At 71.9% G+C, this 20,862-nt stretch carries 22 protein-coding genes; 13 read left to right on the forward strand and 9 right to left on the reverse strand.

Annotated elements, in window-relative coordinates; genetic code table 11:
* Window positions 1-133 precede the first annotated feature (133 nt).
* Both AB0K03_RS24755 and AB0K03_RS24760 read left to right on the forward strand, forming a co-directional pair.
* The gene (locus tag AB0K03_RS24755; RefSeq protein ID WP_364688731.1) at window positions 134-337 is read left to right on the forward strand and encodes a hypothetical protein; all 204 of its coding nucleotides are present in this window, start codon (window positions 134-136) and stop codon (window positions 335-337) included.
* Between the two features lie 47 nt (window positions 338-384).
* Window positions 385-1,320 carry a GAF and ANTAR domain-containing protein gene (locus tag AB0K03_RS24760; RefSeq protein WP_364688734.1) on the forward strand — a complete coding sequence of 312 codons (936 nt, stop codon included), beginning with the start codon at window positions 385-387 and terminating at the stop codon, window positions 1,318-1,320.
* A 55-nt stretch (window positions 1,321-1,375) separates the two neighbouring features.
* On the opposite strand, the gene AB0K03_RS24765 is transcribed toward AB0K03_RS24760, so the two are convergent.
* The 4 genes from AB0K03_RS24765 to AB0K03_RS24780 all read right to left on the reverse strand — a co-directional run bounded on the left by AB0K03_RS24765 (window position 1,376) and on the right by AB0K03_RS24780 (window position 4,858).
* Window positions 1,376-3,067 carry an MDR family MFS transporter gene (locus tag AB0K03_RS24765; RefSeq protein WP_364688737.1) on the reverse strand — a complete coding sequence of 564 codons (1,692 nt, stop codon included), beginning with the start codon at window positions 3,065-3,067 and terminating at the stop codon, window positions 1,376-1,378.
* Window positions 3,064-3,537 (reverse strand): MarR family transcriptional regulator, encoded by a 474-nt coding sequence (locus tag AB0K03_RS24770; RefSeq protein ID WP_364688740.1) that lies wholly within the window; start codon window positions 3,535-3,537, stop codon window positions 3,064-3,066. The genes AB0K03_RS24765 and AB0K03_RS24770 overlap by 4 nt, the downstream gene beginning before the upstream one ends.
* A gap of 64 nt (window positions 3,538-3,601) precedes the next feature.
* The gene (locus tag AB0K03_RS24775; RefSeq protein ID WP_364688743.1) at window positions 3,602-4,228 is read right to left on the reverse strand and encodes a 50S ribosomal protein L11 methyltransferase; all 627 of its coding nucleotides are present in this window, start codon (window positions 4,226-4,228) and stop codon (window positions 3,602-3,604) included.
* A gap of 60 nt (window positions 4,229-4,288) precedes the next feature.
* Window positions 4,289-4,858, reverse strand: a complete 570-nt coding sequence (locus tag AB0K03_RS24780) for a hypothetical protein (RefSeq protein WP_364688749.1) — start codon at window positions 4,856-4,858, stop codon at window positions 4,289-4,291.
* Between the two features lie 241 nt (window positions 4,859-5,099).
* Here AB0K03_RS24780 and AB0K03_RS24785 point away from each other — a divergent pair, with 241 nt between their 5' ends.
* Together AB0K03_RS24785 and AB0K03_RS24790 are read left to right on the forward strand one after the other, a co-directional pair.
* Window positions 5,100-5,762 (forward strand): response regulator transcription factor, encoded by a 663-nt coding sequence (locus tag AB0K03_RS24785; RefSeq protein WP_364688752.1) that lies wholly within the window; start codon window positions 5,100-5,102, stop codon window positions 5,760-5,762.
* A 96-nt stretch (window positions 5,763-5,858) separates the two neighbouring features.
* The gene (locus AB0K03_RS24790) at window positions 5,859-7,475 is read left to right on the forward strand and encodes a hypothetical protein (protein ID WP_364688755.1); all 1,617 of its coding nucleotides are present in this window, start codon (window positions 5,859-5,861) and stop codon (window positions 7,473-7,475) included.
* Between the two features lie 25 nt (window positions 7,476-7,500).
* On the opposite strand, the gene serA is transcribed toward AB0K03_RS24790, so the two are convergent.
* Together serA and AB0K03_RS24800 are read right to left on the reverse strand one after the other, a co-directional pair.
* Window positions 7,501-8,715 carry a phosphoglycerate dehydrogenase gene (gene serA, locus AB0K03_RS24795; RefSeq protein WP_364688830.1) on the reverse strand — a complete coding sequence of 405 codons (1,215 nt, stop codon included), beginning with the start codon at window positions 8,713-8,715 and terminating at the stop codon, window positions 7,501-7,503.
* 72 nt (window positions 8,716-8,787) lie between these two features.
* A complete protein-coding gene (locus AB0K03_RS24800; RefSeq protein WP_364688758.1) occupies window positions 8,788-9,750 on the reverse strand; it encodes a phosphotransferase in 963 nt (320 codons plus the stop codon).
* A gap of 156 nt (window positions 9,751-9,906) precedes the next feature.
* On the opposite strand from AB0K03_RS24800, the gene AB0K03_RS24805 reads away from it, so the two are divergent.
* The 3 genes from AB0K03_RS24805 to AB0K03_RS24815 are packed head-to-tail and all read left to right on the forward strand — an operon-like array spanning window position 9,907 to window position 11,923.
* Window positions 9,907-10,878 (forward strand): ATP-binding cassette domain-containing protein, encoded by a 972-nt coding sequence (locus AB0K03_RS24805; protein ID WP_364688761.1) that lies wholly within the window; start codon window positions 9,907-9,909, stop codon window positions 10,876-10,878.
* Window positions 10,875-11,732, forward strand: coding sequence for an ABC transporter permease (locus AB0K03_RS24810; protein WP_364688763.1), 858 nt, complete (start codon window positions 10,875-10,877; stop codon window positions 11,730-11,732). The genes AB0K03_RS24805 and AB0K03_RS24810 overlap by 4 nt, the downstream gene beginning before the upstream one ends.
* Window positions 11,729-11,923: a hypothetical protein gene (locus tag AB0K03_RS24815; protein ID WP_364688766.1), complete on the forward strand. Its 195-nt coding sequence runs from the start codon at window positions 11,729-11,731 to the stop codon at window positions 11,921-11,923. The genes AB0K03_RS24810 and AB0K03_RS24815 overlap by 4 nt, the downstream gene beginning before the upstream one ends.
* A 14-nt stretch (window positions 11,924-11,937) precedes the next feature.
* Here the strand turns inward: AB0K03_RS24815 and AB0K03_RS24820 are convergent, their stop codons facing one another.
* Together AB0K03_RS24820 and AB0K03_RS24825 are read right to left on the reverse strand one after the other, a co-directional pair.
* Window positions 11,938-13,077, reverse strand: coding sequence for a HAMP domain-containing sensor histidine kinase (locus tag AB0K03_RS24820; protein ID WP_364688768.1), 1,140 nt, complete (start codon window positions 13,075-13,077; stop codon window positions 11,938-11,940).
* Complete coding sequence (locus AB0K03_RS24825; protein WP_364688771.1) at window positions 13,074-13,730, reverse strand: response regulator transcription factor; 657 nt, start codon at window positions 13,728-13,730, stop codon at window positions 13,074-13,076. The genes AB0K03_RS24820 and AB0K03_RS24825 overlap by 4 nt, the downstream gene beginning before the upstream one ends.
* Before the next feature lie 124 nt (window positions 13,731-13,854).
* On the opposite strand from AB0K03_RS24825, the gene AB0K03_RS24830 reads away from it, so the two are divergent.
* From AB0K03_RS24830 to AB0K03_RS24850, 5 genes are read left to right on the forward strand one after another with little or no spacing between them, the layout of a single operon-like run.
* The gene (locus AB0K03_RS24830; RefSeq protein WP_364688774.1) at window positions 13,855-14,388 is read left to right on the forward strand and encodes a hypothetical protein; all 534 of its coding nucleotides are present in this window, start codon (window positions 13,855-13,857) and stop codon (window positions 14,386-14,388) included.
* Entirely contained in the window at window positions 14,385-15,422 is a 1,038-nt protein-coding gene (locus tag AB0K03_RS24835; RefSeq protein WP_364688777.1) for a peptidoglycan-binding protein, read from the forward strand. Before AB0K03_RS24830 ends, AB0K03_RS24835 begins: the two co-directional genes overlap by 4 nt.
* Window positions 15,419-16,078: an ABC transporter ATP-binding protein gene (locus AB0K03_RS24840; protein WP_364688780.1), complete on the forward strand. Its 660-nt coding sequence runs from the start codon at window positions 15,419-15,421 to the stop codon at window positions 16,076-16,078. Before AB0K03_RS24835 ends, AB0K03_RS24840 begins: the two co-directional genes overlap by 4 nt.
* A gap of 1 nt (window position 16,079) precedes the next feature.
* A complete protein-coding gene (locus AB0K03_RS24845) occupies window positions 16,080-17,264 on the forward strand; it encodes an ABC transporter permease (RefSeq protein WP_364688783.1) in 1,185 nt (394 codons plus the stop codon).
* Window positions 17,265-17,268: 4 nt separating this feature from the next.
* Window positions 17,269-17,724 (forward strand): SRPBCC family protein, encoded by a 456-nt coding sequence (locus AB0K03_RS24850; RefSeq protein WP_364688786.1) that lies wholly within the window; start codon window positions 17,269-17,271, stop codon window positions 17,722-17,724.
* A 3-nt stretch (window positions 17,725-17,727) separates the two neighbouring features.
* Here the strand turns inward: AB0K03_RS24850 and AB0K03_RS24855 are convergent, their stop codons facing one another.
* A complete protein-coding gene (locus AB0K03_RS24855) occupies window positions 17,728-18,123 on the reverse strand; it encodes a DUF1232 domain-containing protein (RefSeq protein ID WP_364688789.1) in 396 nt (131 codons plus the stop codon).
* A gap of 162 nt (window positions 18,124-18,285) precedes the next feature.
* On the opposite strand from AB0K03_RS24855, the gene rph reads away from it, so the two are divergent.
* A complete protein-coding gene (gene rph, locus AB0K03_RS24860; protein ID WP_364688833.1) occupies window positions 18,286-20,862 on the forward strand; it encodes a rifamycin-inactivating phosphotransferase in 2,577 nt (858 codons plus the stop codon).

The raw sequence follows: 20,862 nt of genomic DNA on the forward strand, positions 1-20,862 counted from the left end.
GCCGGTCCGCGCACCCGCCGCTCCCGGCCTCCGCGTGTGTCTGCGCGGCCCGCCGGTCCGCGCACCCGCCGCTCCCGGCCTCGCCGGGGCGGCGTTTGTTTTCGATCCCCGACTCGCCGGGTACTCCCCGATCATGAGTGATGATCGCGTCGAGCGGCGCGCCGCCGATCTGCTGCCCGAGGAGCGCGCCGCGGGCAGTGCCGACCCGGAGCTGCAGGCCGAGGCCATCCTCGCCGAGTCGGACGAGCGGGAGCACGTACCCGACGGCGCGCCGAGCACATTCCTGGAACATCGTCCGGCGGACCGCACGGTTACGCCCGCGGACGGCACCCGATAGAGGACACCACTTTCGTGTTCGCCGCCACGCATGGCAATATCGGGCAAATGTCTGCCCCGCAACGGAGCACCGGGCGGCGGGTGGTCAACACCTCGGAGATCACGATCTCCGTCGCGTCGCCGTCCGACCCCAGTGGCTCCCCGCGTACCGCCGCACCCGGTGACGTCGCCTCCGCCGATTCGCCGGTGGGGGAGGGACGGCGCCGCCGAGGCCGTCGCGGACGTAAGAACCGCAGGCCCGTACGGGCGAAGGGCGGCCGCGAGGGCGCCGGCAGACCCGCATCCGGCCGCGATGAGCCGCCGGACGGGCCGCACCCGGTCGAGGTGGCGGGGCTGCTGCACGAGCTGTCGGCGCGCCTGCTCAGCGCCGACGATCTCAAGCAGGCCCTGGACCGCCTGGCCGTCTTCGCCGCCTCGGCGGTGCCGGGCACGCTGCGCTGCTCGGTCGCGCTCATCGGCGAGGGTGGTCCGCTGACCCTGGCCGCCTCCGGGCCGCGGGCGCAGGCCCTCGACGACGTCCAGTACGCGTCCGGCGACGGGCCCGGGCTGGAGGCCGCCCGTACGCGCGCGGTCGTCAGCGTGGACGACCTGCCCGGCGACACCCGGTGGCCCGAGCTCGCCGAATGTGCCGGTGAGGAGGGTGTACACGGGGTCGTGTCGATCCCGGTGGACGTGCAGCGTTCGGCGGTCGGCTCGGTCAGCTTCTTCGTCGGCCCGCCGGGTGGCGTCGGGGCGGAGCGGCTGCTCACCGCCATGGCCCTGGTGAACCAGGCCGAGATCCTGCTGGGCGAGATGTGCCGCCGCGAGGGCCTGAGTCAGGGCGCGATCGTGGACCGGGCGGCCGGCGTCATCATCGCGCAGCGCGGGTGCGGCGTGCGGGAGGCGTACGACGTGCTGCGGGACACCGCGCAGCGGCTCGGCATGCCCTGGGAGGACGTCGCCGAGCGGCTCATCGCGGCCGCCGCGCGCAACGCCGACGCCTGAGACGCCACAGGGGTACGAGCGCGTGCTGCGCCCGTACCCCTGTGTGGTTCGTCCGTCAGGAACGGCCCGGCGCCGCCGGAGCCTCCTGGGCCGTGCCGGCAACCGGCTCGCCGGCGGGTGCGGCCGCCGCCGCGGCGTCCTCGGCGCGCTGTGCCTGCGCCGAGCGCTGCGAGAGCGGGATCTCCGGCAGGAAGAAGACCACGATCAGGCCGATCACCATGACGGCGAGCGCCAGCAGGTAGACGACCTGGATGCCGTCGGAGAAGCCGACCTTGAACGGGTGGGCGAGCGCCTCCGGCAGCTTGTTGATGAACGACGTGTCGCTGAGGTCGCCGCCGCCGGACTGGCCGGGCGGGAGCTGGACCCCGGCGTCGGCGTACGCCCCGGAGATCTTGCCCGGCAGCACGTTGAACAGCACCGACAGGAAGATCGCGGTGCCCAGCGTGCCGCCCATCGAGCGGAAGAACGTCACCGAGCTGGTGGCCACGCCGATCTCGCGCGGGGAGACCGCGTTCTGCACCGCCGTGATCATCGGCTGCATGTTGCCGCCCAGGCCGAGGCCCATCAGCACCATGATCAGCATCGTGCGCCACAGCGGGGTGTCCGCGCTGACCAGCGAGAACAGCGCCAGCGCGGCGGCCATCAGGATGCTGCCGACGATCGGGAAGATCCGGTAGCGGCCGGTCCGGGCGATGAGCTGGCCGGCGACGATCGAGCCGGTCATGATGCCGACCACGAACGGGATCATCTGCAGGCCGGCGACCGTGGGCGAGCTGCCCTTGACGATCTGCAGGTACAGCGGGACGGTCATCAGGCCGCCGAACATCGCCATGCCCAGGATCGTGCTGGAGGTCGCGCCGACCGCCACCGTTCGGTTGCGGAACAGCCGCAGCGGCAGCAGCGCCTCGTCCTTGTACGCCCGCTCCGCCAGCACGAAGGCGACGAGGCCGACGGCGCCGATGACGTAGCAGGCGACGGCACGCCCGGAGTCCCAGCCCCAGTCGCGGCCCTGCTCGGCCACGGTCAGCAGCGGCACGAGGCCGACGATCAGCGCGACGGCGCCCGGCCAGTCGATGCGGTGGTCGGTGCGCTGGTGCGGCAGGTGCAGCACCCGCGCGACCACGATCATCGCCGCGATGCCGATCGGCACGTTGAGGTAGAACACCCAGCGCCAGCCGTCGACCCACAGGATGCGGTCCGCGCCGGCGAAGAAGCCGCCGAGGATCGGGCCGATGACGCTGGCGGTGCCGAAGACGGCGAGGAAGAAGCCCTGGTACTTGGCGCGCTCGCGGGGCGGCACGATGTCACCGATGATCGCGAGCGCCAGCGACATCAGGCCGCCGGCGCCGACGCCCTGGATGGCGCGGAACGCGGCCAGCTCGTACATGTTCTGGGAGAGGCCGCAGAGCATGGAGCCGACGATGAACACGCCGATCGCGAAGAGGAAGAACGGCCGCCGCCCGTAGATGTCGGACAGCTTGCCGTACAGCGGGGTGGAGATGGTCGACGTGATGAGGAACGCCGTCGTCGCCCACGCCTGCAGGTTGAAGCCGTCCAGGTCGTCGGCGATGGTCCGGGTCGCCGTTGCCATGATCGTCTGATCCAGGGCAGCCAGGAACATGCCCATCATCAAGCCGATCAAGACCGTGATGATCTGCCGGTGGGTGAAGTCCGCGGAGGCCTGCGGGCCTCGGGCGCCGCCCCCCGGACCGGCCTCCGCCGGTGCTGTGGTGCTCGAGTTACTCACGCGTTCTCCCGTGCTGGTACGGCTGGGTCGCTGCGCAGGAGCGCCTCGACGGAGCTGTTGAATTCTTCGAAGAGGCCGGCGAACGCGGCGACGCGCTCGGCCGGCCAGTCGCTCAGCGCCTCGCTGAGCAGCGCGTGCCGCGCCTCGTGCAGGCGGGCACAGGCCGTGTGGCCCGACTCGGTGATGGCCAGGCGTGAGGCGCGGCCGTCGGCCGGATCGGCCTCGCGGCGGGCGAGCCCGGCCTTGACGAGCTGGGCCGCCTGGCGGCTGATCGTCGAGGGGTCCGCGTGCTTGACCTCCGCCAGGTCGGTGACCCGCAGGGGGCCGAGGTGACGCAACGGGAACAGCAGCATCAGCGCGGAGGTCTCGGCGCCGAGATCTCCGGCATTGAGCATGCCCTTGATGCGAGCGCCCACGCGGAAGAACCGCATGAGTTCGTCGGCCAGCCGGCCGGTCGCGTCCGATGTCACGCTGCACCCCTCTCAGATGCATGCAGCGTACAACTGGTTGGTTGGTGAAAGCATTTCTATTCGGTTAACGGAGCGTGAGTGTGGCGCGCATCTCCCACACGCCGGTCACCAGCGACTCCGTCTCCTCCAGGGAGGCGGGCACCGGCACCGTGTATTCGGCGCGCCGGACGAAGAACCGCTCCGGGAAATACCCGCGGCCGGGGTCGCCAACCAGGATCGCCGCGCCCTCGGCGGCGGCTCTGCGCAGCCCGGCGGTCATCCGGTCGGCCACGCTGCGGGTGTAGAAGACGTCCCCGGCCAGGATGACGTCCGCCGGCCCGGCGTCGCCGACGTCCGCGGCGCGGGCGTGCACGGTCACCCCGTTGGCCTCGGCGTTGCGGGCCGTCGCGGCCGCTGCGGCGGGGTCCAGGTCGAGGGCTTCGACCCGCGCGGCGCCGGCCCGGGCCGCTGCGATCGCCGCCACCCCGGAACCGGAGGCGGCGTCGAGGACGTGCCGTCCCCGGACCACCTCCGGATGATCGAGCACGTACCGCGCGAGCGCCTGGCCGCCGGCCCAGACGAAGGCCCAGAACGGCGGCGGGACGTCGCTGCGGAACTCCCCGTCGGTCGCGTCGAACAAGCCGACGCGATCCCCGGCCAGGTGCAGCGAGATCTCGGGAGCCAGGGGTACGGGCAGCAGCGCGGTTCGCACAGCCCCGATTCTTCGTCGCCGTCCTGCGGGCCGCCGCCTATTTACCTCGCGTCTCGCGGCTTATGCGGCGAATTCGGCTGCTCGTAGGAACAGAGCGTGACGAGCCTCACCGTGAACGTCCTGCGTCAGCTCGGCCGCTTTCCGGCGGATCGCCGCCAGTCGCTCGCGATGATGCGCGCGGGCCCGGTCCGCCCACTCCGGCCCGGTCACATCCTCCAGTAGCGGGCGCGCGGCCAGGTGCGCCGCCGCCGTGAGGGGGCGCAGCGCGCTGCGGGCGGGCCGGCCCGCGGCGGCGGCCACGAGCTCCTCGAAGCGAGCCACGTCCACCCGGACGCGGTCGGCCATGAGGACGAATTCGTCCTTGCTCCTCGTGATGGGAGAGTCACCGACGTCGGTGCCGAGGGTCAGCCGACGGCACAAAAGGGACAGTTGACCCTCCATGATGGTCAGATGTCCGGCCGGCGGCCGGCCCGGCCACAACAGCTCGGCCAGCTCGGCCTTCCGGACCTTCCCGCGCAGCGCCAGCAATGCCAGGATGTGCCGGGGCGCGTCGCCACCGAAGTCGGCGCCGGAGAGGCGTACTCCGCGCGTACGGACCTCGAGCGGGCCGAAGAGCTGGATTTCGTACATGGGTTAAGACCTTGGACGGGGGACGGTCGCGCGACAAGCCCCCGGCGCGACGGTCGGCACCCCGAAAGCGAGGGGGCGGACCGGCCGAAGATACGAGTCACGCCGAGCCGCTCGGCCTCATCCGCCCGGCGGGTGGCCACAGCGATCGGCTTGGCTTGGATGCGCTGTCAGACTGTTGGTACGCCTTGGCTTCGCTCGAGGGACACATAGACTTCCAGCGCTGGCGGATCAGGAGGCGTGAATGGTGGGCGAGGCGATCACGGTGCTCGTGGTGGACGGGCATCAGACGTTCGCCGAGTTGCTCGGCGTGGCGCTGGCCGGGCAACCGGAGCTGCGGTACGTGGGACAGGCGCGCACGGGCGAGCAGGCCATCCGGATGGTGCAGGAGCTGCGCCCGAACGTCGTGCTGCTCGACCCGGACCTGCCGGACGCGGACGGCATCGCGATCGCGGAGCTGCTGCGGCACCGCCTGCCCGACACCCGGTTCGTGATCCTCACCGCGAACAACGAGTCCGCGCTCGTCGGCCGGGCCACCGCGGCGGGCGCCTCCGGCTTCCTGTCGAAGAACGGGCCCCTCGGCGACGTGATGAACGCGATCCGTACGGCCCACGGCGGCGGCATGACCGTCTCCACCGACATCCTCGCCCGGCTCCTGCGCAGCACCGCCCCGGTGGTCGGTCCGCGCGCCGGTGGGCTCACCGCCCGCGAGCACGAGGTCCTCGTGCTCATGGGCTCCGGGCTCGACCCGCGCGCCATCGCCCGGAGGCTGGGCATCAGCGTGCACACGTGCCGCGGATATGTGAAGGCTGTGCTGGGCAAACTCGGCGCGCACAGCCAGCTGGAGGCGGTCGCGGTCGCCACCCGTCGAGGCCTGCTGCGCCCCGACGGACATAACGCAGAGTAATTCACGTCTGCACTCATCCGCTACGGCGCGGGATCCGTACCACTCGCCGGAACGCCGGAGGTTTACCGGTGCCGGCGCGAGTGGGAAGGACTTCGCGTGGAACCGCCATTCGCTGATTCGTCCGATGTGTCCCTCGCACTCGTCGGCCCGTCGAACTCCGGCACCGATTGGGCGAACCGGGACCGGGAATCGCTCTACCGCCGGCCGGGCGCGTCCTCGGCCCCCTACCGGCGGCCGCCCGCGGCGACCCCGTTGCGCGACGAGAAGGAAGACATGTCCGACACCGGAAGCTGGAACGCCTTCGCCGCACCGTCCACGGGCAGACGCGAGCCGGCGCCGGACGTGTCCCGGCCCGGCTGGGAGACGGAGCGGGACCGGTCTCAGCCGGACCGCTCTCCGCTCGACTTCTCGCAGGCGGACCGCTCTCCGCTCGACTTCTCGCGGCCGGACCGTTCGCAGGCGGACCGTTCGCAGGCGGACCGTTCGCAGGCGGACCGCTCGCCGGCGGACCGCTCGCAGCCTGTGCGGGAGCCCGAGTTCGGTCCCGCTCCGCCGGCCACCGGCGGGCGGACGGCGTTCGGCGTCAGCGCGGGACCCATCAGCGGCAACTGGCGCAACGAGGCTCCGGCGTCCCCGGCCGGCGGCGGTCTGCCCATCCGGAGCACCCCTGCTGCTGAGGCGGGCCATGCAAGCCGGACCGTCCCGGCGGCCGACGCCGGTTACCCCGGCTGGACCACGGCGAGCCACGCCGCCGGTGCTGGACGGCCCACCTCGGGTCACCCGTACGGGGCCGAGGCGGCACCCGAGCGGTCCCGGCACTCCCGGCCCGCGCCGCCCGCCGAGCACGACGACGGCGTGGGCGACTTCATCGGAGGGCCGGGACGCGAGATCCGGCCGCACCGGGCCGCCAAGCACCCCGCCCCGCCCGCCGCCCCCGCCGGACTCGAGCCTCCCCGGCGCAGCCGCGGCGTCATGCTCGCCGGTCTCGCGCTGACCACCGCCGTCCTCCTCGGCGCGACGGTTGCGGGCGTGGCGTACTTCTCCGGGCCGGACAAGGACCTCACGTCCGTGCTGGAGCTGGGCGCGGGCGACAAGACGGACAAGCGTACGGCCAGCGCCGCGGTCGAGGGCCGTACGGCGGCCGGCTTCGACCTCGTGAGCGCCGTGACGCGGGTGACCGTACGCAGCGAGGACCTCGGCGACCGGCTCTTCAGCGTCACCACCGCGGACGACTCGGGGATCCTTCCGAAGCCGGTGCTCGCGCAGGACAAGGTGCAGCTCTACCTGACCCCCGACGGCGGGGACAACGCCACCGGGGCGGTGGACGTCGTGCTCACCACGCGCGTGACCTGGATGCTGCGCTTCTCCGGCTCCGCCGACGAGCAGATCCTCAACCTGCGGGGCGGCCGGGTGGCCGGCATCGAGATGCTGGGCGGGGCCCGGCGGACGGCGATCCAGCTGCCCGCGGCGGCCGGGACCGTGCCGTTGACGGTCACCGGCGCGGTCGACGAGCTCGCGATGACCTCGCCGGCGGGCAACCCCGTACGCGTGCAGGTCAAGGGTGGCGCCAAGACGGTCGCCGCCGGTGCTCGCACCCTGCGCGACGTGGCGCCGGGCTCGACGCTGACCCCGAAGAACTGGGCGACCAACGACCGCTACGACGTGAACGCGGAAGCCCGGGTGACCCTGCTGTCGGTCGAGACCGTCAAGTAGGGCACCCGGGCTCTCGGGGAAACTGCTAGGACAGCACCCGCAGCCGGACCGTCTGGCTCATGCTGCGCAACTGGTCGAGCACCTCGGCGCTGTAGTGGCCCCTGATGTCGGTGATCAGGTAGCCATAGTCGCCGCGGGTGCTCAGCAGCTGGCCCTCGACGTTGACCTGGTGCTCGGCGAGGATGCTGTTGACCTGCGCGAGAACGCCGGGCGTGTTGAGGTGCACGTGCACGATACGGCTCGTGTCCGTCTGCGCGGGCAGGGCGATGCTGGGCAGGTTCACGCTCAGCGTGGTGTTGCCCTCCTCCACGAAGTGGACAAGCTTGTTCGCCACGAAGTCGCCGATGTCCGCCTGCGCCTCCTCGGTCGAGCCGCCGATGTGCGGGGTGAGGATGACGTTCGGCAGCCCGCGCAGCTCGGAGACGAACTCGTCGCCGCGGCCCTTCGGCTCCTTGGGGAACACGTCCACCGCGGCGCCGGCGAGGTGACCGCTGGTCAGCGCCTCGCGGAGCGCGACGTGGTCGACCACGATGCCCCGGGACAGGTTGAGGAACAGCGCGCCCTCGCGCATCTTCGCGAACTGCTCGGCGCCGAAGAAGCCGGCGTTGCCCGGGCGGCCGTCGACGTGCAGCGTGACCACGTCCACCGACTCGAGCAGCTCCTCCAGGGTGCTGCACCGCTGGGCGTTGCCGAGCGCGAGCTTGTCGGCGGTGTCGTAGAAGGACACGTGCATGCCCAGGTTCTCCGCGAGGACCGACAGCTGGGTGCCGATGTTGCCGTACCCGACGATGCCGAGCCGGCGGCCGCGGACCTCGTGGCTGCCGACGGCGGCCTTGTCCCAGACGCCCTTGTGCATCAGGTCGTTCTTCTCGGTGAGCCGGCGGGTCATCGCGATGATCTCGGCGAGGGCCAGCTCGACGACCGAGCGGGTGTTGGAGAACGGCGCGTTGAACACGGCGATGCCGGCCTGCGACGCGTGCGCCAGGTCGATCTGGTCGGTGCCGATGCAGAACGCCCCGATGGCGACGAGGCTGTCCGCGGCCTCCAGCGCCTTGGCGGTCACCTTGGTCTTGGAGCGGATGCCGAGCAGGTGCACGCCCGGGATGCGCTCGATGAGCTCGACCTCGTCGAGGGCGTTGCGGACGGACTCGACCTGGTAACCCTCTGCCTCGAGCCGGGACACCGCGTCGGGGTGGATGCTCTCGAGCAGCAGAACTCGTACCTTGGCTTGGTCGATCATCACTTTCCGTTTCCTATGAAGAGTCGATCGTCCGGGCCGCCACGCCGAAGCCCAGCTCACAGGCGTCCCAGCCTAATGCCCCGGATTGCCCGGACCCCGGGGGTGTGCCGGAGGTCCCACCAGCCGGGCGGCCAGCCACGGGAGCAGGGCGTCGGCCTGGGCTCGCTGGAACTCCCGGACGTGCGGGATGCCGGGTGCGGGTAGCCGCGAACGGTGCAGGAAGTAACCGGTGAAGCCCGCCAGCACGTCGGTGGCCTGCGCGTGGTCGACGCCGGTCAGGAGGCGGTCGCCGGCGCCGCCGTACACGGTGATGTTCATCGCGAGCAGCAGGGTGTCCAGCCACTCCGGCGCCACGCAGGCCCACGGCCAGTCGACGACGGTGATCGCGCCGTCCGGGCGTACCAGAAGATTGTCGGCGCGGATGTCGCCGTGCGCGACCGTCTCGCCGGTCCGCAGGACCGCCAGGCCGCGCATCGCGGCCGCATCCAGGTCACTCAGATGGGCCACAGCCCAGGGATCGAGGTCCGCGACCGGGTCGGCCGCGAGGGCGGCCCATCCGGCGAAATAGTCCGCGAGCACGTCGGCGGCCTGCGGCACGCCGGAGATGGGCGACGGCGTGAGCGTCCCGGCAAGGTCGCGCAGCGCGGTCACGGCCGCGTCCACCTCGTCCTCCACCCAGGGGGTACGGGGATGACGGCCGGCGACATCCTCCAGGACCAGCACCATCCACTCGCCGTCGTCGAAATCGCCGAGCAGCCGCGGCACCGGCGCGTCCCCGGGCATCTGCCGGCTGATGTCCGCCTCGCGTCGGGCCATCTCGACCGACGTCGGGTTCAGCCCCGTGCTGACCGCCTTGACGAACGCCCGGCCGCCGGAAGCGGTCAGCACGCGGTCGGCGGTACCGGGGGAGAAGCCACCCCGCTGCGACTCGGCGGCCACGACGCGGTCGCCGAGCAGGTCCTCGACCCGGCCACGGACGGCGGCCGGCAGGTCCTCCCACCCGATGCGGACGCCGCCCGCACGGATCGTCGTCATGGCATCGTCCCCGTCTCTCGAGATCGAGATCACCTGTGAGGATCCTGGCAGCCGGGTCGCGGTTCGGAAACGGACTTCCCGGGTGGCGGGGTGCGACCAGGGAAAATGTCACACCGGTGCGGCACGATGCCGCCATGCCCAACGGAGGGACATGAGATGAGCGCACCGGCCATCGAGACATCCGGTCTCGTGAAGACGTTCGGCGACAACCGCGCGGTCGACGGCATCGACCTGACCGTTCCGCACGGCACCGTCTACGGGCTGCTCGGGCCCAACGGCGCGGGCAAGACGACGCTCGTCCGCGTCCTGGCGACCCTGCTGAGACCCGACGGCGGCCACGCCCGGGTCTTCGACCACGACGTGGTGCACGAGGCGGACGCAGTCCGGAGCCGGGTCAGTCTCACCGGGCAGTACGCATCCGTCGACGAGGACCTCACCGGCACGGAGAACCTCGTCCTGCTCGGCCGCCTGCTCGGGCACGGCAGGAGCGCAGCCCGGGCCCGCGCCGCGCAACTGCTCGAGGCGTTCGGGCTCACCGACGCCGCCGGCCGTCAGGTGAAGAAGTACTCGGGCGGCATGCGCCGGCGCATCGACATCGCCGCCAGCATCCTCAACACCCCCGACCTGCTCTTCCTCGACGAGCCGACGACCGGCCTCGACCCGCGCAGCCGCAACCAGGTCTGGGACATCATCCGGGTGGTCGTCGCCCACGGCACCACCGTGCTGCTCACGACGCAATATCTCGACGAGGCCGACCGGCTCGCCGGCCGGATCGCCGTCATCGACCACGGCCGGGTGATCGCCGAGGGCACCCCGGGCTCGCTGAAGGCGTCGATCGGCGCCGGCACCGTCCACGTACGACTCCGCGACGCGGCGCAGCGGCCCGAGGCGGAACGACTGCTCACCGCCGTCCTGGGCACGAGCGTGCAGGCCGGGACCGACCCGGTCGCGCTCACGGCTCGCGCCGGCGGTGCCGATTCCGAACGCGGTGCGGCCGAGCACGCCTCCCAGGCGCTGGCGGCCCTGGCCGGCGCGGGGATCCTGGTGGACGACTTCTCGCTCGGCCAGCCGAGCCTCGACGAGGTGTTTCTGGCCCTGACCGACCGGACGCCGGAGGTGGCGGCATGAGCACGACCACGACGACCGAACCGGCCACCGTCTTCACGCCGTCGGCCGACACCCTGGGCGCGGTGCTGGCCCGCGAAGCCCGCCCGCCGCGGCCCGGGGCGTTGTCGGCCTCCGTGACCTTCGGCTGGCGCGCGATCCTGAAGATCAAGCACGTGCCCGAGCAGCTCTTCGACGTGACGGCCTTCCCGATCATCATGACGCTGATGTTCACGTACCTCTTCGGCGGTGCGCTGGCCGGCTCCACCCGGGAATACCTGCAGTTCCTGCTCCCCGGCATCATGGTCACCAGCGTCGTGATGATCACCATGTACACCGGCGTCGGGCTCAACACCGACATCGAGAAGGGCGTCTTCGACCGCTTCCGCACCCTGCCGGTCTGGCGTCCCGCCGCGCTGGTCGGGATGATCTTCGGCGACGTCCTGCGCTACATCCTCGCGGCCACGACCATCATGGTGGTGGGCCTCATCCTCGGCTTCCGTCCCGCCGGGGGTGTGACCGGCGTCCTCGCCGGCGTCGGCCTGCTGGTCGTGTTCTCCTTCGCCTTCTCCTGGATCTGGACGATGTTCGGTCTGTTCCTGCGCTCGGAGAAGTCGGTGATGGGCGTCAGCATGCTGGTGCTGTTCCCCCTCACCTTCCTCAGCAACGTCTTCGTGGACCCGGGCACGATGCCGGGCTGGCTCCAGGCGTTCGTCGAGGTCAACCCGATCACCCACCTCGTCGCGGCGGTCCGCGCGCTGATGGCCGGCGACTGGGACACGGGGGAGACGATGTGGGTCCTGGCGGCGAGTGCCGTCCTGGTCCTGGTCTTCGGGCCGCTGACGATGCGCCTCTACAACCGCAAGGGCGCGCGGTGACCGACCTGGACGCGTGGCGCGAAGGACTCGAGGCTCGCGCCGAGCAGGTGCGCCGCGCGCAGGCCCTGGCTGCCACGGCCCGGCGCGATCGCCGACGGCGGCGCGTGCACGGCATGATCGATCGCCACGCCGCACGGCTCTCCCGCCACCGCAGCGTCGACGCGCGTGAGCCGGCGGGAGAGCACGTCTGAGGCTTCCGCCGGAGTCAGGACCAGGCCTGAGCTGCCGGGAGGGCGACGGTCACCACCAGGCCGCCCTCGTCCCGCGGGTCGATGTGCACGTCGCCGCCGTGCGCCCGGGCCACCGCGCGCACGATCGACAGGCCGAGGCCCGCGCCGCCGGAGCCGGCGAGGCGGTCCGTGCCGGTGAGCCTCCGGAACGGCTCGAAGAGCGCCGGCACCTCGTAGCGGGGCACGATCGGGCCGCTGTTGGCGACCTGCAGCGTGGCCCAGCCGTTGCGGGTGCCGGTGGCCGCCCGGACCCAGCCCCCGGTGCTCAGGTTGTGCCGGGCGGCGTTGTCGAGCAGGTTCTGCACCAGGCGTTCCAGCAGCACCGGGTCGCCCAGCGTGGCGGCCTCGGCCAGCTCGGTCTTCACCTCGTCGCCGGCGGCGTGTTCGACGATGTCGGCCAGGTCGACGTACGAACGCTCGGTCAGCTCCCGCTCCGAGCGGGCGAGCAGCAGCAGCCCGTCGATCAACCGCCCGTGCCGCTGGTTGATCGCCAGCAGCGTCGTGCCGAGCTGGATCACCTCCGGTGAGGCCGCGTCCTTCTCCAGCGCAACCTCGAGCAGTGTCCGGTTGAGCGTCAGCGGGGTCCGCAGCTCGTGGGAGGCGTTGGCGATGAACCGCCGCTGCCCGTCGAACGACCGGTCGAGGCGCGCCAGCATCACGTCGAACGTGTCCGCGAGCCGCTTCATCTCGTCGTCCGGGCCCTTCAGCGCGATCCGCTCGTGCAGGCTGCGGTCGGCGGCGGGCGCCTCGGCTATCCGCCGGGCCGTGTCGGTGATCTGGTGCAGCGGCTGCAGCATCCGGCCGGCCACCAGCCAGCCCAGGGCGACCGCGGCCGCGCCGACCACGAGCAGCGCGATGCCGCCCTGGGTCAGCAACGCGGACAGCGCGTCGTCGCGGGTGATCTCGACAGCCCTGCGGAACAGCAGGTCCGGCTCGGTGCCGTCGACCGTACGGCCCTGGACGGGGTCGATCGGCGTCGCCTTCACGGCCACCCCGGTGAGCAGCTGGCGGGACACGAGGACGTACGTCACGCCGAGCATCACGAGGCCGGCGAGGAAGAACAGGCCGCCGTACACGAGGGTCAGCCGGCCGCGGATGGTGAGCTTGAGCCTCATCCGATGCGATACCCCACTCCCGGCTCGGTCAGCAGCACCGGCGGATTGCCCAGCTTCCGGCGCAGCTTGAGGATCGTCATGCGGACCGCATGGGTGAACGGGTCGGCGTTCTCGTCCCACGCCTTCTCCAGCAGCTGCTCGGCGGACACCGCCGTGCCGTCGGCCCGCAGCAGCTCCGCCAGGACCGCGAACTCCTTGCGGGACAACGGCACGTACCGCCCGTCCCGGTAGACCTCGCGCCGGTACGGGTCCAGGCTGATCCCCGCCCGCCGCAGCACCGGTGGCGCCGCGGGACGGGAGCGCCTGCCCAGCGCGGCGACCCGGGCCGCCAGCTCCCGGAAGGCGAACGGCTTCACGAGGTAGTCGTCCGCGCCGAGGGCCAGCCCGTCCACTCGATCGTCCACGTCGGACGCCGCGGTCAGCATCAGGATCCGCAGGTTGCCGTCGCGGTGCGCGAGCTCCCGGCACACGTCGTCGCCGTGCACGACCGGCAGATCACGGTCCAGGACCAGCACGTCGTAGTCGTTCACCGCGGCCCGTTCCAGCGCGGCGGCGCCGTCGTACACCACGTCGACCGCGTGGGCGTCGTGGCGCAGGCCGTCCGCGACCGCGTCGGCGAGCAGGCGCTCGTCCTCGACCACCAGGATCCGCATGCCTCCCATGGTGACCGGTGATCGCGTCACGTGGGCGTCATCGTTTTCGCTGACGGCGGGGAAACGCGCGGCGGTCTTCACTCGGCGCCGAGGCGGCCGCCCGGCCGCCGGGACGGAGACGACGATGCGGACCGGAACGGTGCTCGCCCTGGGACTGCTGCTCACGCTGGCGGCCGGCGGGTGCGGCCAGGCGAAGGACGACGGCGGCGGGGTCGCCTCGGCCGGGGGTACGCCGACCCCGACGAGCAGCGCCGCGGCGGCCGGTAAAGAGGCCGACGCCCCGCTCAAGTTCTCGAAGTGCATGCGGGAGCAGGGCCTGACCTGGTTCCCCGACCCGGAACCGGAGGGCCGGGGCATGCGGCTGGCCGTTCCCGCGGGAGCGGACAAGGCCAAGCTGGAGAAGGCGATGGAGGCGTGCAAGCAGTACGCCCCGAACGGCGGTGAGCCGCGCCGGCTCAACCCCGAAGAGCTGGAGAAGGCCCGCAAGCTGGCGCAGTGCATGCGCGACCACGGCGTCAAGGACTTCCCCGACCCCAAGCCGGACGGCAACACCACGATGAGGCTCGGTGGCAAGGGTCCGGGGGACGCGACGTTCGACAAGGCCATGGAGGCGTGCGCGCCGGGCGGCCTCGGCGTCGCCGGTAAGGCCGGCTCATGAGGGGCCGCTACCTGGTCGCCGGCGTGGTGGCCGCCGCCGGGGCCGCGGCCCTCGTGGCGGCCGGCCTGCCCTCGGCCGGCGACGACGCGGCCCGGGCGACGTCGCTGCCGCCCGGGACGGCGCTCGTGACGAAACAGACGCTCGTCGACACGGAATCGGTGGACGGGGAGCTCGGGTACGGCGACGCGACCCGGCACAAGGCCCGCCTCTCCGGCACGGTCACCGCCCTGGCCGCGTCCGGCTCGACCGTGAGCCGGGGACAGGCGCTCTACCGCATCGACGAGGACCCGGTCGTGCTGCTGTACGGGAAGCTGCCCGCGTACCGCACGTTGTCCCCGGGCGATCACGGCAGAGACGTGAAGCAGTTCGAGGCCAACCTGTGGGCGCTCGGATATCGGGGGTTCACCGTCGACAAGTCGTACACGTCGGCCACCGCCGACGCCGTCCGCGACTGGCAGGACGACCTCGGGGTGCCCGAGACCGGCAGGGCCGACCCGGCCCAGATCGTCTACGCGGCCGGCCAGGTCCGCGTCGACTCCCGGCAGGCCGCGCCCGGCGACCTGGTGCAGCCCGGCGCCGGGCTGCTCAGCACCACCGGCACCGGCCGCTTCGCCAAGGTCTCGCTCGAGGCCTCCGACGCACGGCTGGCGCGCAAGGGCGCCGCGGTGACCGTCACGCTGCCCGACGGCAAGCAGGTCAAGGGAAAGATCGTCGACGTCGAGACCGCCGTGACGCCCGGCGAGGGGCAGCAGGAGGACACGACCAAGTACGACGTCACCGTCGGCGGCTTCACCTCGGGTGCGCTCGACCACGCGGCGGTCTCGGTCGAGTTCACCGCGGCGAAGCGCGAGGGCGTCCTCACCGTGCCGGTCGCGGCGCTGCTCGCGCTCGCCGAGGGCGGCTACGGCCTGGAGGTCGTGGACGGCGGCGCCACCCGGATCGTCGCGGTGCGCACCGGGATGTTCGCCGACGGCCGCGTCGAGGTCTCCGGCGGCGGCCTCACCGACGGCACGACCGTGGGAACCCCGGCATGAGCGGCGTGGTCCAGCTCGGCGGCGCGACGAAGACCTACCCCGGCGGGGTCACCGCGCTCGACTCGGTCACCCTCTCCATCGGATACGGGGAGATGACCGCGGTGGTCGGCCCCTCCGGCTCCGGGAAGTCCACGATGCTGCACCTGATCGGCACGCTCGACCGTCCGTCGGCCGGAACCGTACGCATCGACGGTCACGACGTCGCCGAGCTGTCGGACCGGCAACTGTCCGCTCTTCGCGCGCGGCGGATCGGGTTCGTGTTCCAGCAGTTCCACCTGGCGCCCGGCCGTACCGCGGTCGCCAACGTCGCGGACGGGCTGCTGTATGCCGGCGTACCGAGAAGGGAGCGGGAGCGGCGCGCGATCGCCGCGCTGAACCGCGTAGGTCTCGGCGGCCGCCTGACGCACCGGCCGCACGAGCTCTCCGGCGGCGAGCGGCAACGTGTCGCGGTGGCTCGCGCGGTCGCGGGCGATCCGGCGTTGCTGCTGGCCGACGAGCCGACCGGCAACCTGGACTCGGTCTCCGGTGCGGAGGTCGTGGAGATCCTGACGGAGCTCAACGCCGGCGGGACCACCGTCGTGGTGATCACGCACGACGGCGAGCTGGCGGGCAGCCTGCCCCGGCAGATCCGCATGCGCGACGGCCGGGTGGTGTGAGATGACCGAGCTCACCCCGGCCCGGTTGCGCGCCGCCGACCTCATGCGCGTCGGTGGCTCGGGCATCCGCGCCCGCCCGCTCCGAGCCGTGCTCTCGGCCCTGGGCATCGCCATCGGCATCGCGGCCATGACGGCGGTGGTCGGCATCTCCTCGTCCAGCCGCGCCGACCTCGACCGGGAGCTCGCAGCGCTGGGCACCAACCTGCTCACCGCCGGCCCCGGCTCCACCCTGTTCGGCAAGGACGCGACGCTGCCGGACGACGCCGTACGGATGATCAAACGGATCGGCCCGGTCACCGCCGCGTCGGCCACCGGAACGGTCGAGGACACGCCCGTCTACCGCACCGACCGCATCCCGAAGGCGCAGACCGGCGGCATCTCCGTCCTGGCGGCGCAGCTCGACCTGCCCGCCACGGTCGGCGCCACGGTGGCGTCCGGGACCTGGTTGAACGCCGCGACGGGCCGCTACCCGGCGGTCGTCCTCGGCGCCACCGCGGCCCGCCGGCTCGGCACGACACCGACGGTCTTGATCGGCGGACGCCGGTACACCGTCATCGGCGTGCTCGACCCGGTCCCGCTGGCCCCGGAGCTCGACACGGCCGCGCTGATCGGCTGGGACGCGGCCCGCACGTACGCGGGCTTCGACGGGCACGCGACCACCGTCTACACCCGGTCGAAGGACTCGCAGGTGCCCGCCGTGCAGTCGGTGCTCGCGGCCACCGCCAACCCGGAGAACCCGGACGAGGTGAAGGTGTCGCGGCCCTCCGACGCCCTCAAGGCCCGGCAGGCCACCGATCAGGCCTTCACCCAGCTGCTGCTGGGCCTCGGCGCGGTGGCGTTGCTGGTCGGCGGGATCGGCGTCGCCAACACCATGGTGATCTCGGTGCTGGAACGCCGTGCGGAGATCGGCCTGCGCCGGTCGCTGGGCGCGACCCGCGGCCAGGTCCGCGCCCAGTTCATCGCGGAATCGCTGCTGCTGTCGCTGCTCGGCGGCGCGGGCGGGGTGCTGATCGGGACGGCGGTCACCTTCGCGTACGCCGCGGCGCAGGGCTGGCCGGGCGTCGTGCCGGCGTGGGCGCTCGCCGGGGGAGTGGGTGCGACGGTGCTGATCGGCGCGGTGGCGGGCTGGTATCCGGCCGTACGGGCAGCCCGCCTCGCACCGACGGAGGCGCTGGCCGCATCCTGACAGGGTGCAGCGTTTCGAGCTCGTCACCCCCGTCCCGGCGCGGCCGGAGGACGTGTTCGACCTGAGCCTCGACGTCGGCGCCCACACGGCGTCGATGTCGAGGTCCGGGGAGCGGATCGTGGGCGGGGTCCGTACGGGCCGCATGTCACTGGGCGACACCGTCACCTGGTCGGCGCGGCACTTCGGGGTGCCGTGGCGGATGACGTCGGGAATCACCGCGCTGGACCGGCCGGTTCGTTTCGTCGACGAGCAGGTACGCGGCCCGTTCCGGCATTGGCGGCACGAGCACGAGTTCACGTGGGACGCGGCCGCCGGCGTCACCGAGATGCGCGACGTCATCTCGTTCTCCGCGCCGTTCGGCATCGTCGGCCGGGTCATCGAGAGGCTTGTGTTGCGGTGCTACATGGAACGGCTCATCGCCGAACGCAACGCCCACCTCGCGGGGCGATTCCGCCGCTGACCGTCAGCCGTCACGCGGTCCCAGCAGCCGTTCGATCAGGCGGGGTTCGCCCGGCCACGCGGACAGCAGCACGTCTCGCGGCACCTGGCGTCCCGCGTACCGTAATGCCAGCGCGACCACGACGATGTCGTCGAGCGGTCCGATGACCGGGATGAATTCCGGGATCAGGTCGATCGGGCTGGCCACCCACACGCCGGCCAGCACGATGGCGATCCTGGCCCGGCGCGGAACGCGCGGGTCCTTGCGCAGGCGCCGGACGGTGGTCACGCAGTCCGGGATGAACGCGGCCAGATCGCGGAGCAGGCCGGGCGGCAGCCGGCGGGCCAGCACGATGAGCAGCGCCCAGCTGGCCAGCAGGCACAGGACGGCGATGCCCAGACCGGCGATCCAATTCCGCACCCGGACAGTCCACCACGGGTCGCGGGAAAAAACCGAATTCCGTCCCTTCCCACTTCAACGTATATCGCACCGGGGGGCTTGCGGCAAGGCCCGGGTGGTCGCGCAGAATCGTCGGCTGAGGCCACAATCTGCGAAAAACGGGGGCACTGCGTGCAGTACGTGATGCATTTCCAGGACGTCGGCGCGACACAGGTCGCGGTCGTCGGTGGGAAAGGCGCTCACCTGGGGGAGTTGTCGCGGATCGAGGGAATCCGCGTGCCGGCCGGGTTCTGTGTCACGACGAATGCGTACCGGCGGATTCTGGAGTCGGCGCCGTCGATCGACGACCATCTCATTCATCTGTCGCGCCTGACGGTGGACGACCGGGACGCGATTCGGACGGTGAGCGCGGAGATCCGTCGGACCCTGGAAACGGCCGAGATCCCGCAGGATCTGGCGGCATCGGTCACCGGCGCGCTCGCATTGCTCGGCTCGCAGGAGGCGTACGCCGTCCGATCCAGCGCGACAGCCGAGGACATGCCGACTGCCTCGTTCGCGGGCCAGCAGGACACCTATCTCAATGTCATCGGCCCGGACGTGGTCCTCGCCCACGTCGTACGGTGCTGCGCCTCGCTGTTCACCGAACGCGCCGTGACCTACCGCCTGCGCAACGGCTTCGACCACCGGAGAGTCCAGATGGCGGTGGTGGTTCAGCAGATGGTCTTTCCCGACGCGGCCGGCATTCTTTTCACGGCGGACCCCGTCACCGGGAATCGGAGAGTCGCCGCCGTGGACGCCGGCTTCGGTCTCGGCGAGGCACTGGTCTCCGGCCTGGTGAACCCGGACGTCTACCGGGTGCGCGACGGCGAGATCGTCGCCCGGACGATCGCCGCGAAACAGCGCGCCGTGCAGGCCCTGCCGGAGGGTGGAACGCAGGTGCGGTCGATCGACGCGCAGTTGCAGGAACGGCCTGCCCTGACGGATGAGCAGGTGCTGCGGCTCGTACGGCTCGGGCGGCGCATCGAAGCGTGTTTCGGTCGTCCGCAGGACATCGAATGGTGCCTGGCCGACGGCGACTTCTCCATCGTGCAGAGCCGGCCGATCACCACGCTCTTTCCCGTTCCGGAATCCGCCGACGGGCAGAACCACGTATACCTCTCCGTCGGCCATCAGCAGATGATGACCGATCCGATGAGGCCTCTCGGCATCTCCATGTGGCAGCTGACCGCCATGGCTCCGATGCACGAGGCCGGCGGACGGCTCTTCGTCGACGCCACCATGCGGCTGGCCGCACCGGCGGGCCGGGCCGCCTTTCTCGACCTGGTGGGCAGGGGCGACCCGCTGATCAGGGATGCGCTGGAAACGCTCATCGACCGTGGCGACTTTGCGGGGGCTCCGGACGCCGGCCCTGTCAGCCCGCCGGTGGGCGGAGCGCCCGCGCCGATCGACAGCGATCCCGCCATCGTCGCCGAGCTCGTCGAACGCAGCGAGGCGTCCATTGCCGCCCTGCGGCGCGACATCGCCACGAAGCGCGGACCGGAATTGTTCGACTTCCTGGAGGAGGCGTTCCAGGAGCACAAGCGAGCCCTCAGCGACCCGCTGAGCATGCAGGCGATCATGGCCGGAATGGGGGCGACCTGGTGGCTCAACGACAAGCTGCAGGAATGGCTGGGCGAGAAGAACGCGGCCGACACGCTCACCCTCTCCGCCCCCGGCAACGTCACGTCGGAGATGGGTCTGGCGCTGCTCGACGTGGCGGACGCGATCCGGCCCCACCCGGACGTGATCCGATTCCTGCAAGGCGTCCGCGCTGACGATTTCCTGGAGGAACTGCCGAAACTCCCCGGCGGAACGGAGGCTCGTGACGCCATCGAGAGCTACCTCGACCGGTACGGCATGCGCTGCGTCGGCGAGATCGACATCACGAGGCCACGCTGGAGCGAACGGCCGAGCATGCTCGTACCCCTGATTCTCGACAACATCAAGCTGTTCGAGCCCGGCGCCGCCGGACGGCGGTTCGAACAGGGCCGGCAGGAGGCCGAGAAGAAGCGGCGCGACGTGCTGGACCGCTTGCGTGCGCTGCCGGACGGCGAGCGGAAAGCCGACGAGACCGAGCGGATGATCGACCGGGTCCGCACCTTCATCGGTTACCGTGAATATCCCAAGTACGGCATCATCAGCCGCTACTACATCTACAAGCAGGCGCTGCTCGCGGAGGCCGAGCGCCTCGTGCGGGCCGGCCTTCTCGACGCGGTGGAAGACTCCTTCTACCTCACGTTCCAGGAACTGCGGGACGTCGTGTCCACCGGGCGAGTGGATCCGCGGCTCATCCGGCGGCGGAAGGACGAGTTCCGTGCCTTCGGCGACCTCACACCGCCGCGCGTGCTCACCTCCGACGGGGAGGCGCTGTCGGGCTCGTACCGGCGCGACGACGCGCCGGCGGGTGCCCTCGTCGGCCTGCCGGTGTCCGGCGGCACCGTCGAGGGCAGGGCGCGGGTCATCCTCGACATGACGGAGGCCGACCTGCAGGCGGGGGACATCCTGGTCACGGCCCACACGGACCCGAGCTGGTCGCCGCTGTTCGTCGCGGTCGCCGGTCTGGTCACGGAAGTGGGCGGGCTGATGACCCACGGAGCGGTGATCGCCCGCGAGTACGGGCTGCCGGCCGTCGTGGGTGTGGCCGGCGCGACCCGGCTGATCAGGGACGGGCAGCGGATCCGGGTGCACGGGACCGACGGGTACGTGGAGATCCTGCAGTGA

The sequence above is a fragment of the Actinoplanes sp. NPDC049316 genome, assembly GCF_040677315.1.
GTDB lineage: Bacteria > Actinomycetota > Actinomycetes > Mycobacteriales > Micromonosporaceae > Actinoplanes.